11 protein-coding genes are annotated in these 13,318 nt (G+C 47.8%); 5 read left to right on the top strand and 6 right to left on the bottom strand.

The window, feature by feature from the left end; all coding sequences use genetic code 11:
- Positions 1-127: 127 nt before the first annotated feature.
- Both NQ546_RS01470 and NQ546_RS01475 read left to right on the top strand, forming a co-directional pair.
- Positions 128-3,550: a TonB-dependent receptor gene (locus NQ546_RS01470; RefSeq protein ID WP_004291359.1), complete on the top strand. Its 3,423-nt coding sequence runs from the start codon at positions 128-130 to the stop codon at positions 3,548-3,550.
- 13 nt (positions 3,551-3,563) lie between these two features.
- Positions 3,564-5,189 carry a SusD/RagB family nutrient-binding outer membrane lipoprotein gene (locus NQ546_RS01475; RefSeq protein ID WP_004291360.1) on the top strand — a complete coding sequence of 542 codons (1,626 nt, stop codon included), beginning with the start codon at positions 3,564-3,566 and terminating at the stop codon, positions 5,187-5,189.
- Positions 5,190-5,536: 347 nt separating this feature from the next.
- Here NQ546_RS01475 and buk read toward each other — a convergent pair whose 3' ends face one another.
- Both buk and NQ546_RS01485 read right to left on the bottom strand, forming a co-directional pair.
- Complete coding sequence (buk, locus tag NQ546_RS01480) at positions 5,537-6,598, bottom strand: butyrate kinase (RefSeq protein WP_004291361.1); 1,062 nt, start codon at positions 6,596-6,598, stop codon at positions 5,537-5,539.
- An 11-nt stretch (positions 6,599-6,609) separates the two neighbouring features.
- Positions 6,610-7,560 (bottom strand): phosphate acyltransferase, encoded by a 951-nt coding sequence (locus NQ546_RS01485; protein ID WP_004291362.1) that lies wholly within the window; start codon positions 7,558-7,560, stop codon positions 6,610-6,612.
- Positions 7,561-7,858: 298 nt separating this feature from the next.
- Between NQ546_RS01485 and NQ546_RS01490 the strand changes: the two genes are divergently transcribed.
- Genes NQ546_RS01490 through NQ546_RS01500 form a run of 3 tightly spaced genes read left to right on the top strand, consistent with a single transcriptional unit; the run spans position 7,859 to position 10,240 of the window.
- Positions 7,859-8,797 carry a S66 peptidase family protein gene (locus NQ546_RS01490; RefSeq protein ID WP_039953519.1) on the top strand — a complete coding sequence of 313 codons (939 nt, stop codon included), beginning with the start codon at positions 7,859-7,861 and terminating at the stop codon, positions 8,795-8,797.
- Positions 8,794-9,792 (top strand): M20 family metallopeptidase, encoded by a 999-nt coding sequence (locus NQ546_RS01495; RefSeq protein ID WP_004291364.1) that lies wholly within the window; start codon positions 8,794-8,796, stop codon positions 9,790-9,792. Before NQ546_RS01490 ends, NQ546_RS01495 begins: the two co-directional genes overlap by 4 nt.
- Before the next feature lie 19 nt (positions 9,793-9,811).
- Positions 9,812-10,240 (top strand): SufE family protein, encoded by a 429-nt coding sequence (locus NQ546_RS01500; RefSeq protein ID WP_004291365.1) that lies wholly within the window; start codon positions 9,812-9,814, stop codon positions 10,238-10,240.
- A 107-nt stretch (positions 10,241-10,347) separates the two neighbouring features.
- On the opposite strand, the gene NQ546_RS01505 is transcribed toward NQ546_RS01500, so the two are convergent.
- The 4 genes from NQ546_RS01505 to NQ546_RS01520 form a co-directional block, all read right to left on the bottom strand.
- Positions 10,348-10,560 (bottom strand): helix-turn-helix domain-containing protein, encoded by a 213-nt coding sequence (locus tag NQ546_RS01505; RefSeq protein WP_004291366.1) that lies wholly within the window; start codon positions 10,558-10,560, stop codon positions 10,348-10,350.
- A gap of 21 nt (positions 10,561-10,581) precedes the next feature.
- Positions 10,582-11,250: a DUF2975 domain-containing protein gene (locus NQ546_RS01510; RefSeq protein WP_004291367.1), complete on the bottom strand. Its 669-nt coding sequence runs from the start codon at positions 11,248-11,250 to the stop codon at positions 10,582-10,584.
- A gap of 15 nt (positions 11,251-11,265) precedes the next feature.
- Entirely contained in the window at positions 11,266-12,030 is a 765-nt protein-coding gene (locus NQ546_RS01515; RefSeq protein WP_373176256.1) for a CPBP family intramembrane glutamic endopeptidase, read from the bottom strand.
- Positions 12,031-12,380: 350 nt separating this feature from the next.
- Positions 12,381-13,307 carry a bifunctional riboflavin kinase/FAD synthetase gene (locus NQ546_RS01520; RefSeq protein WP_004291370.1) on the bottom strand — a complete coding sequence of 309 codons (927 nt, stop codon included), beginning with the start codon at positions 13,305-13,307 and terminating at the stop codon, positions 12,381-12,383.
- Positions 13,308-13,318: the final 11 nt, after the last annotated feature.

Here is a 13,318-nt window from a genome sequence, read left to right on the forward strand (position 1 = left end):
AAACAGTCTGAGAATTACTTCCCCTTTTTTTGATAAAAAAGATCGGAAAGTACCCCCATACTTTCCGATCCGAAACAGTCAAAAATCGACCTTAATCAATTTATTAACTTAACACAGTGACAAAGATATGAGAAAAATTTCTTTGAATGGGCTTTTTTGTCCAAAAAGTTTTGAAATTAAGCAATTATTGCGCGCTATGAAGATCACACTATTCCTTCTTCTGTTTGTAACATTCCAAGCATACTGCGGGAATAGTTACTCTCAAAATGCCAAAGTAAATATCCCCAGCTCCCAGTTGAGAGTGGGACAGGTGCTTTCCAAAATTGAATCTCAAACAGAGTATTTATTTGTGTACAACAAAAAAAGCGTAGATGTACGCCGCACTGTCAATGTAGAAGCAGAAGGCAAGTCGGTAGCCGAACTTCTGGATGAAGTCTTTGCAGGAACAAGCATCAAATATGTAATGGAAGGCAAAAACATCGTTCTGACCAAGAAAAGCGAAAACACCGAAAACACTGACGGAGTGCAACAAGAGAGAGTCACCGTAAAAGGTGTCGTCACAGACTCTAAAGGCGAACCGATCATCGGCGCAAACATTCTGGAGAAAGGAACAACCAACGGCATCATTACCAATCTGGACGGTGAATTCACCCTCAATGCACCAGCCAATGCCACTTTAGTCATTTCCTATATCGGCTATGAGCCCATAAGCATTGCACTTAACGGCCGGACATCGCTGAAAGTACAAATGAAAGAGGAAGCTCTGGCATTGGAGACCGTTGTTGTAACAGCTATGGGTATCAAGAAAAAGGAAGCCTCCCTTACTTATTCCACCCAGCAGGTAGGCGGTGATGAGCTGACCCGCGCCAAAGATCCCAACATGATTAACGCACTGGCAGGCAAAACAGCAGGTGTGTCTATCACCCGCAACGCCTCCGGTTTAGGCGGCTCTGCCAAAGTTTCCATCCGCGGTATCCGTTCTGCCAACGCCGACGGAAACAACCAACCGCTATACGTCATCGACGGTGTACCCATGCTGAACAGCGTGGCCGAACAGGCGTACTCCGCCATGGGTGGCAACAACGACGCCGGCAACCGCGACTCCGGCGACGGTATTTCCAACTTAAACCCGGACGATATTGAAAGCATGAGCATCTTGAAAGGCGCTTCCGCAGCAGCCCTCTACGGGTCTCAAGCCGCCAACGGTGTAATCCTGATTACTACCAAAAAAGGAAAAGCCGGTATGCAGCGCATCGTATTCAACTCCAACCTCACCGTAGACCATGCCATCTGCCTGCCCGAATTCCAAGACAGATACGGTGCAAGCGGTGCAACCAGTTGGGGAACCGAAGATAAGAATTTGAAGGCCTACAATAATGTAGACGACTATTTCAGCAATGGAGTTACTGCAACCAACTCATTATCTATCATGACAGGCAAAGAGAAAATGCAAACCTACTTCTCTTACGCCAACACGACCGCCAAAGGCATAGTCGATGTGAATAAGCTGCAAAAGCACAATATCACTTTCCGCGAAACGGCTTCTCTGTTCAATGACCGCCTGACCTTGGACGCCAACGTAAACCTGATGACTCAGAAAATCAAGAACCGCCCCACTTCCGGTGGTTACTACATGAACCCATTGGTAGGGTTGTACACTTTCCCGCGCGGCGAAGACCTCAGCGCCTATCGTGACAACAACGGATTCGAAAAATATGATGAAAACAGAGCCATGCCCTTGCAAAACTGGTATACGGACATCAACGGGTTCAACCAGAACCCTTATTGGCTGACCAACAGGGTTACCAGCAATGACAAGCGTTTCCGCACATTGGCCGCATTAAGCGCCAACCTGAAAATAAACGACTGGTTTAGCATTCAGGCTCGTGGCAACGTGGACTATATCAATGACAATTACGAACAGAAGATGTATGCCGGCACAGCAGCCGATGTGGCACATCAAAACGGACGTTACATCAAAATGAACCGTCAGGATTTCATGATTTACGGTGACGTTATGGCTATGTTCAACAAGACATGGAATGACTGGACTTTGAATGCAGCCATAGGCAGCAGCATCAATACCACAAAAGTGAATTCCTTAAGCCTTGATTCCGGTAAGTCCGGTTTATACAAAGCCAATGTATTCACAGTCCCCAACATGAACCTGGGCGGTGCAGGCACTTCATTCATTGATGAGACAGCCAACCAAAGGCGTACCATCCAATCCTTATTCGCAACGGCTCAGATCGGTTGGAAAGAGAGTATCTACCTGGATGTTACCGCACGCAACGACTGGTCCTCCACGCTTGCCAATACCAAGAGTGAAAATTCCGGATTCTTCTATCCGTCAGTCGGCCTTTCATGGATTATCAACAAGACTCTCAACCTGCCGGAATGGATCAGCTTCGGCAAAGTGCGCGCTTCCTGGGCACAAGTAGGTAACGACCTTCCTATCGGCATCACCAGTCCGGCACAGACAATTACGGCAGGCGGTGTGGTGCAGCCTATCGACTATTACTTTGCGGAAGACCTGAAACCGGAAATCAGTAACTCCATCGAAGTAGGTACCGAATGGAAATTCTTCAACAGCCGTTTGGACTTTGATTTCACGTTCTACCGCACCGATACCAAGAACCAGTTGATTCGCGTCAACACCACAGCCGAGCAACGTCCTTACCGCTGGATAAATGCAGGTAAAATCCGCAACACAGGCGTTGAAATCACTTTAGGCGCAACTCCGTTGATGAACGATGACTTCCGTTGGAAAACACAGTTCAACTTCGCCACCAACAAGAATAAGATTGTTTCCCTGGGTGGCACCCCCAACTTCCAATACGCATCGGGCAACGTAAGCATGCCTTATAAGATGATGGTCGTAGAAGGCGGTTCGCTGGGCGATATTTACGGCAACGTATTTGTACGCGACGAAAGCGGCAAAATCCTGCTGGAACCCGAAACAGACAAAGACGGCAAACCCAATGCAAAGGCCGGACTGCCACAGGTCACTACGGACAAGGCCGCCAAGATCGGTAATTTCAATCCCGACTGGACGCTGGGGTGGAGCAACACTCTGACCTACAAAGGCTTCTCCCTTTACTTCCTGATTGACACACGCGTAGGCGGCGACGTTATTTCACTGACACAAGCCGGACTGGACTATGCAGGGGTAAGCAAAGCAACCGGTGACGCCCGCAACGCAGGTCATTATATGCTGGAAGGACACAAGATCAGCGATGTGCAGAAGTTCTATCAAATGGTGGGCGACCGCGGCAACGGCACAACCGAATTTTACCGCTACGACGGAACGAACATCCGCCTGCGTGAAGTCTCATTGGGTTATTCCTTCCCGCAACGGATGCTCGAAAAGACCGGATTCATCAAAGGCGTAGACCTTTCGTTGGTGGCACGCAACCTGTTCTTCATTTACAAAGACGCCCCGTTCGATCCGGATGCAACAATGTCAGTGGGCAATGACAACCAAGGTCTGGACACCTTCGGCATGCCTTCAACAAGAAACATCGGATTCAACATTAAATTCACTTTCTAAATACCCGAACGATATGAATAAGATAAAATATACAACCGCATTACTCCTCGGCGGACTCCTGAGTTTCTCATCCTGTACCGATAACTTTACCGACTTCAACAGCACCGACGGAGCCTATACAGACGAATTACAGAAGTACGACAATCAAACCAACCTCGTACCTTTCTCCACCATTCAGAAAGGCATCATCTACCAGACCGGTGTAAACGGAACCGACTGGCAATATCAAATCATACAGAACTTGGCTGCCGATATGTTCTGCGGATATTTCCACGACATGAACGGCGCGTTCAATGCAAACAACTCCACCTACAACCTGAATAACGGTTGGACAAGTGCCATGTGGGTGTACACCTACGGATATGTCATGCCTTCCATCGCCGATGCCGAGAAACTGAACACAGAAAAGGAATGGCCTCTGTACCACGCCATTACCAAAATCCTTAAAGTGGCAACCCTTCACCGGGTAAGCGACTATTACGGTCCAATCCTTTACGACGGATTCGGAACCGCCGACCAAAAGCCACAGTCACAAGAAGAAGTTTACAAACGTTTCTTTGAAGACCTCGCCACAGCGGTGAATATATTGAAAGACTATAAGGGCGGCGTGTCTTTTGAAAGCGCCGACTTCATGATGCCTGAAGGCAAACGCACTCCCGCACAATGGCTGAAATTTGCCAACTCCCTGCGCTTGCGTCTTGCCATGCGTGTATCCAATGTGGCTCCCGCGCTGGCAGAAGAACAAGCCAAGGCAGCTTTGGACTCCAAGAACGGCGGCGTACTGGAAACTGCTAACGAAACAGTGGGGCAATACGGCATCCGCAACCCGCTGGGTGGTGTTGCCGGCTGGAGCGAAGTATATATGAATGCAAGTTTGGAGTCGTACCTGAAAGGCTATAACGACCCTCGCATCAAATCCTACTTCAACCTCGCACAAGACGGCAGGGACAAAGAGGGAAACATTATTAAGGAAGTTGCCGGTGTGAAACAGCTAAACAGCATCGAAGGTGAATACAAAGGCGTCCGCCAGGGAACAGGCGTAGCCGACAACCGCTACTCCACCCACTCTCAGACCGCCATCACAACCGGCAGTAAAATCATCGTCATGAGTGCTGCCGAAGTATGGTTCCTGCGTGCAGAAGCAGCCCTGAGGAATTACACGTCCGAGAATGTAGAAAACTGCTATAAGCAGGGCATCACCGTCTCTTTCGCACAATGGGATGCCAGCGGCGTCAGTGAATATCTGGAAAGCGAAGAAACTCCGGCGGCTTATGTAGACGCATTCGATAAGAAATTCGATGCGGACGCACCGACAAGCATCACTCCGAAATGGGATGAAAGCGCCCCACTGGAACTGAAACTGGAAAGAATCATCACCCAAAAGTGGCTGGCTATCTATCCGGAAGGTTGTGAAGCATGGGCGGAACAACGCCGCACCGGTTATCCCCAGCTCATCAAGGTTGCAGTGAACAACAGCGGCAACACCATCAGCACCGACGATATGATTCGCCGTGTCTTTTTCAACCAAGACTACAAGACGGACAACAAAGCTCTATATGACGCCTTAGTCAGCAAGCTGGGCGGTGCAGACAACGGTGGCACGCGCCTTTGGTGGGATGCCGGAGGGAATAACTTCTAAATGATACAAAGGTATATTCTTTGATTAATGACGTTTTCTTTGTATTAGTTATTACGGTAAAAAGATTGTAAGGAGCAAAGTCGGGGGGACTTTGCTCCTTCTTTTTATGAAGTGAGCAAAAGGAGATATGATGATAGTCAAGGGGCTCGTTTTCTTACGCTCCGGGAGCTATGCAGATAAGCTCGGAGGGTTTGGAGAATACCTACGGTTGGTACGGAATGTACCAACCGTAGGTACAACGTGTTCCTTAGGTTGGTAGGACAAGTACCAAAGGGTGGAACAACTCATACCAAAGGAGGGTATAAATTTGGTATAGGTATCTCATTCAAATCATGGGCAGTATAAATCTATTTGTATACCTGTATCGGCAGTTCCCCCCTCAATGCTCCAAGCACATTCAATGCCAATGCCTCCATTTCGTCCTCACCCGGATAAACATGCACCGGTGCAAGGAACGAGATACGTTCTTTCAGCCGGGAAATGATATAATCGGAATGTGCCATGCCACCCGTCAGAAGAATGGCGTCTATCTTGCCGTACAACACAACTGAAGCCGCGCCGATGCTTTTAGCGATTTGATAGATCATGGCATCCAGTACCAGTCCGGCATGCCTGTCCCCCTCTTCTATCCGGCGGACGATGGCAGGAACATCTGTCGTGCCCAGATGGGCCGTCAGACCGGCACGCCCGGAGATACGCTTTTTAAGTTCGTCTTTTGTGTAGCGGCCGGAGCAACAAAGGTCGATCAACTGTCCTGCCGGAAGTGTCCCCGCACGCTCCGGCGAAAACGGTCCTTCGCCGTCAAGCGCATTATTAACGTCGACAGCCTTGCCATGATGATGGACACCGACAGATATGCCACCGCCCAAGTGACAAACAATCAGATCCAGATCTTCATACCTGACATGCTGTGCGGCCGCATATCTGCGGGCAATGGCGCGTTGGTTCAGCGCATGCCAGATAGTGATGCGGGGCATCAGAGGAGATCCTGTGATACGGGCTATCTCATCCAGCTCATCCACAACGCCCGGATCGGCTATGAACGCACGACAACCGGGAAGCAGTGTGGCAAGTTCGGAAGCTATGAGGCATCCCAAGTTGCAGGCGTGGGTGCGCATGGCATGCAGAATATCATCCAGCATGGCATCATTCACCTCATATACGCCGCCCGGTATCGGTTTCAGCAGTCCGCCGCGTCCCACTATGGCGTCAAACTCAAAAGGAATATTATCAGCCTCCAGCTCTTTCAGCACCAGGTTCTTGCGGAACTCAAACTGGTCGATGATGTGTGAGAAAGAGGACAGTTCGTCCACCGTATGGCGGATGTTACGCACCAGACGGGGGGTATCGTTCTCGTATACGGCAATCTTGGTCGAAGTGGAACCGGGGTTGATGACGAGTATTTTCATTTATATATCTGCTATTTGTTTCCTACGGTCATGGCGTGTCCTTCATCTGCAACACCGGAGCAGGTGAGGCATGCCATGGCGATACTGTAATATTTGGACAAGCCGGAGTCACTGCGCGACGGCAGCACCACCGGGCAGACAGGCCCCTGAAGCAAACCTGCCATATCGGCATGGGAGAAAAGGGAAACGGCCTTATAAAAGGCATTGCCCGATTCTATATTCGGGAAAATCAATACATCAGCCTCCCCATTGATGGGAGACACGATGCCCTTAATGTCACCGCTCGTCTTCTCGCAGGATGTCTTTACGTCCAGCGGGCCGTCGATAATGACATTCCCGAATTCGCCGGCTTCGGCCAGTTCTACAATGTTGACGTAGTCCAACGAATGGGGAAACTTGGCGCTCACTTTCTCCGTACAATGGATAAGGGCGATGCGCGGTTGCCCGATACCAAAATGGCGACAGGTATGAATGGCGTACCAAATCATCTCTATCCGCTGCTGCAGAGTGGGCCGGGGAATGACAGCGGCATCCGAAAAAAACAGCAGTTTATCATAGGTGGGAATCTGCATTACAGCAAGGTGCGTCAGAATCTTTCCTTTGGGCAGCAGGCCCTTCTCTTTGTCGAGAATGGCATGGAGCAGGTTGTCTGTATTGATTATGCCTTTCATCAAAATGTCCGCGCCACCCTCACGCACGATGCGCACCGCTTCGCGTGCGGCTTCATCTTTGTCCTCGATATGCAAAGTCCGCACATACTCAGGATACTTCTTCAAGGTAGGATATTTTTCCAGAATAGCCGAATCGCCAATCATCAGAAACTCCGCAATACCTTCATCCAAAGCGCGGGATATGGCATATTCAGTATTGGGGTCATCAGCACAAACTACGGCAATGCGCTTCCTCTTATTCAAGGTTTTCAGGTGGGAGGTCAGTTGATCAAAGTTCCGAATAGGTTCCATAACGTTAGATTTTTAGCAAATATCTAAAAAAATGCCGAGAAAATAAACGTTACACCTTATTTTATTTTCTATGTTTAATATCATTTTGACAGAATCGAGACAAAAGAGCAGCGTTTCCTTTGAGACAAAGGAGCATAAGGACATAAACCATGCAGACAGATACCGATTATGCAACACAACAGATATTTGCTCTTTCGTCCTTATGCCTGAATATGATATAAAAGAAAAAAACTCTGTGAAACACTGTGTCCTCTGTGGTGAATTATGTACTTTTGCCATAAATACAGAGATATACAATATGAACAGCCTCATTTTTCCGCCATACGTGCATGAGGGAGACCGGGTGATAATCCTCTCTCCTTCCAGCAAGATAGACAAGTCCTTCCTGAAAGGGGCCAAGAAACGGCTGAAGTCATGGGGACTGGAAGTGGTCATCGCCAAACATGCAGGAAGTGCACATGGAACCTATGCAGGAAGCATACAGCAGCGACTGAAAGACCTGCAAGAAGCTATGGACGACGAGAAAGCCAAAATCATCCTTTGCAGCCGCGGCGGATACGGCGCTGTGCATCTGGCAGGGAAGCTCGACTTCACCAAGTTTCGCCAGCACCCCAAATGGCTCATCGGCTTCAGCGACATCACAGCCCTGCATAATGTATTCCAGCATAACGGCTTTGCCTCGCTGCATGCTCCAATGGCGCGTCATCTTACCGTAGAACCGGAAGATGATTTCTGCACCCTGGCTCTGAAAGATATTCTGTTCGGCAACAAGCTGCAAGAAGAGATAGCGTTCGGCTACACCTGCCCTGCCCATAAGCTCAACCACAAAGGCGAGGGAACGGGAATACTCCGGGGAGGAAACATATCCGTCTTTTACGGTCTGCGAGGCACACCTTATGACATTCCGGCAGAAGGCACGATACTCTTCATCGAGGACATAGGCGAGCGCCCCCATGCAGTGGAGCGCATGATGTACAACCTGAAGCTGGGCGGCATACTTGAGAAGTTGTCCGGACTGATCATCGGACAGTTCACCGAATACGAGGAGAATATGTCTTTAGGCAAAGACTTGTATGGCGCACTGGCCGATCTGGTAAAAGAATATGATTACCCCATATGCTTCGGCTTTCCGGTGGGACACGTCACAATGAATGTGCCGATGATCAACGGCGCACAGGTCACGCTGGAAGTCGGGAAAAAAGAAGTGAAACTAAGTTTTAACACTCACAAAGAATGAAACGGAATTATACAATTATCCCACTATTCCTACTGTTGTTCGTAGCTATGGTGGCATGCAGCAATAAAAGCAGAAACAACGCAGACAGCGAAGGCAAACAGCCCCAAAGCACAGTCAACGTCCCCCAGTTTGATGCGGACAGCGCTTATCAGTATGTCAAGGCACAGGTGGATTTCGGCCCGCGCGTACCCAATACGGCAGCGCATAGAGCCTGCGGAGAGTATCTCGTAAAGAAGCTGGAGCAGTTCGGAGCCACCGTATACAGCCAGCAAGTAGATTTAATAGCCTATGACGGCACATTGCTGAAAGCCCGCAACATCATCGGCAGCTACAAACCCGAAACGAAAAAACGCATCTTGCTTCTCTCGCACTGGGACAGCCGCCCCTGGGCAGATGCCGACCCCGATGAAAAGAACCGGCACACACCCATCCTCGGCGCCAACGACGGTGCAAGCGGCGTAGGCGTATTGCTCGAAATTGCCCGCCAGCTTCACAAGCAACAACCGGAACTGGGCATTGATATCGTATTGGTGGATGCCGAAGACTACGGCCCTCACCAGTCTTATGAGGGCACACATAAGGAGGAGCAATGGGCTCTTGGTTCGCAGTATTGGGCCCAGAATCCTCATGTGCAAGGATATAACGCACGTTTTGGTATTCTTCTTGACATGGTGGGGGCCAAAGACGCCACTTTCCTCTACGAAGGCTATTCCGAAGAATTTGCCAAAGGCATCAACCGGAAAGTATGGAACACAGCCAACAACCTGGGTTACGGACGGTATTTCGTAAAAGAAAGAGGGAGCACCGTAACGGACGACCACCTTTTTGTTAACCGCAGTGCACGTATTCCCACTATCGACATCATCCAATGCAGCGAGGAAACCGGATTTTACGAAAACTGGCACACCTTGAAGGATGATATGGACGGAATCGACCGCAACACCCTGAAAGCGGTGGGCCAGACCATTATGGAAGTTATCTATAAAGAGAAATAAATACTAAAGATAAATTATTATGAGTATCAATGAAGTACAAGATGAAGTAATTGCCGAATTCAGTGATTTCGACGATTGGATGGACCGCTATCAGCTCCTCATCGATTTAGGAAATGAACAGGAACCGCTTGATGATAAATACAAGACAGAGCAAAATCTGATTGAAGGCTGCCAAAGCCGCGTTTGGCTGCAAGCGGATGAGAAGGACGGCAGGATCATTTTCCAAGCCGAAAGCGATGCGCTAATAGTGAAAGGGATTATTTCGCTTCTCATCAAAGTACTTTCCGGACATACCCCGGACGAGATTCTGGATGCAGACCTTTACTTTATAGACAAGATAGGATTGAAAGAGCATCTCTCGCCCACACGCAGCAACGGATTGCTTTCCATGGTGAAGCAGATGCGGATGTATGCGCTGGCGTTCAAGGCAAAAAATGCTAATGCCTGAGCAACCTGCAATCTCCCGGACAGAAGAACAGAAGGCCACATTCTATATATATAAATAGGTGTAAGGAAATCACAGGTTTGCCCTTTTGTTCTTCTGCCTATGTCCAATCACTTTTCCTCTCCCTCCACATATTCCAATATGTCCCCCGGTTGGCAGTCCAGCGCCCTGCAGATTGCCTCTAACGTAGAAAAACGAATGGCTTTCGCTTTACCGGTCTTCAGAATAGAAAGGTTTGCCGGTGTAATATCAATCTTCTCCGCCAGCTCTCCCAAAGATATTTTTCTTCGGGCCATCATTATGTCAAGGTTTACTATAATCATCTTCTTTTCCTCAATATCAGGTTAAATAGTCAACTCCTGCTCTTCTTTCATCTTCAGGCCGATAGCAAACACCTCGGCCACAATCAAGGTAGAAATTCCCAATACCAGCGTCGTGGTATTCACCATATCCGAAAGACCTAACTCATAACCGCGAACAGAAAAGACTTCCCCCACATTCCTATAAGTGAGATAAGCCGGAAGAACCTCCGTACAGAAACTGATGATTAATGCCAGCCCCAGAAAACGCAGGCGACGGACATTCCTCCAATTAAATATATCGGACTTATTAATGGAAACCACCAGACGGACAAAAAGTATAATCGCCCAAACGCAAATACAAATATGCGCTAAATTCAATAGGGTAAATGTTACCTGACTCCAAGCAGCAGACTGCGTATCTACGCTGACCACCATTGAATTGAAAGAAACAGGCACATACTTTCCGCTCTTCTCATTATAGACAGAATCCTGGAAAAAACCGTTCTCACCCGTCGCAGAAAGATGTTCCGGCAAGAGACTGATATACTTCATGTTTATCAGTTCTCTCTGGTTTTCTGCGGAAGTGTCACTCTCTATACCGGCTTCCAAGCCGGCCTTCACCCCTACAACAAAATAGTAGGCGGTTTCAAAAATCGAATAACTTAATACAAGTACTACGATCACACAAAGAATGTTCAGCCTTCTTTTCATATTTCAAAAGTTGTATTAGTCCGGTAACCGATAAGAATTCATCACTCTATAAGAGACTGCAAACAACACTACCGCCCCTGCCAGACATATCCAGTAAGCGGGTTCTCCCAATAAATCGGACGTGTATTCCACATCAGGATAATGCAAGCTGAGAAATACCGACAAACCATTGTTCAAGATATGTATTAAAATTCCGGGAACAAGACTGCCCGTTTTATAATATAGCCAGGCAAACAAGATGCCCGACAACGTGGCGCCCACTACCTGTGCCGGATTAATATGAAAAATCCCGAAGATAAGCGCCGACAATATAATAGCCTTTACCGGATTGTACTTCCGCAGCAGCACTTTCGTGATTGCCCCGCGAAACAACATCTCCTCCAGAATAGGGCCCAACACCGATATACAGAGGATTCCCAACCAGCCCGATTGCAGCAGGTCAAACGTATTGCCCAGCCAATCCGGAAGGAAAGACAACTTGGACATTACAAAATCAATCAAGAAAATAGTGGCGAAACCGATAATGATGCTCCAACCCAGATAAGGTACTGATACCGGAGACCACATCTTTCCGTCATCTTTCAGATAGCCCTTCTTCCATAGATAGCCCCCCATGCCGACAAATCCCAATAACATACTCGGAGCCAAAGCAATGGTATTTGCCCCATCTATCGTTCCACTGACCGCATAAGAATAAAGCATGGCGAAAGGCATCGCCAGCAATGCAGCCAGAATTTGCATCACAAAATAAACCAAAACTAATTTTATCGCTGTCTTCATCGTTCCTTTCTTTTCAAAAAGCGTGTAAAGATACACATTTTCCTGCGAACCCGTTAAGCGTCCGTAACAACTCCCATTAACAACATCATCACCATGGAAAGCGACAACACCAACAACGTAATACTCATAAATGCTTTTTTCATAACCGTATGCTCTTTTGTAATCCATATTTATTCTTATCTCAAATCTTGTTTTTCAATAAGAATTTATCGTTTTTCGATATGCAAATAAAAAAGCTTTTTTTGAAAGTACAAAGAAAAACGAGATATATTTATCGAAAAACAATAAAAAAGGCATGTTCTTCAATAAACATACAAAGAGTATCCTAAAAAATGAAACAGCAGGGAGTATTATTGTAATGAAAGAATGGCAGTGATTTCCGCTTCATCCTTATGAAGCTGTTCGATCAATTCCTCAATGGAATCAAATTTCAATTCAGACCGGGTACGGCGGATGAAAGATATCCGCATGGGCTGATCATAAATATCAGCATCAAAATGGAAAATATGCACCTCAATGCTACGGTCCAGACCATTATTCAATGTAGGCCGGTAACCAATACTCAACATTCCTGTATGCTTCGCCTCGCCGAGAAAGACATTAACAGCATACACCCCGTCGGCAGGAACCAGCTTCTCAGGATCATTGACACATAGATTGGCAGTCGGGAAACCTATCTTACGCCCCACATGATAACCGTTTACAACCGTACCGTTCAGAAAAAAATGATAGCCCAGACAGTTGGCTGCTTCCGAAACATCTCCCTCCAGCAAAAGGTGGCGAATAGCCGAGGAACTGACGGTCATCTCATTATTGGAATAGGCCTGCGCCAATATCACCTCCATTCCCAATTCCTGCCCGTAACGCACATAATCATCAAAATCTTCGCTGCGGTTATGCCCAAAACGGTGGTCGTAACCTATCACTAAAGCCTGCACCTGATAGTCACCTTTCAATACAGCCATAAATTGTTTGGCCGAAAGACGGGCTAAATCTGGTGTGAAATCAAGCATGATGCAATAATCTATGCCGGTATCGGCAAGCAGAGCGGTCTTCTCGTCACAAGTGGTGAGCAACTCGGAGTGAAAGTCAGGGTGCATTACTTTGCGGGGATGCACCGGAAAAGTAATAACCGATGAGGCAAGCCCACGTACAGCCGCAGCCTCGCATACCTGTTCTATCAGGAACCTATGCCCCCGATGCACTCCGTCAAAAAAGCCAATGGTAGCTACATTCGGCAGGAGCTCCTTACCGGATATTTCAGTGTGTAACTGCATGCTCACCCTAT

Origin of the sequence: Bacteroides eggerthii (genome assembly GCF_025146565.1) — a bacterium.
GTDB classification, from domain to species: domain Bacteria; phylum Bacteroidota; class Bacteroidia; order Bacteroidales; family Bacteroidaceae; genus Bacteroides; species Bacteroides eggerthii.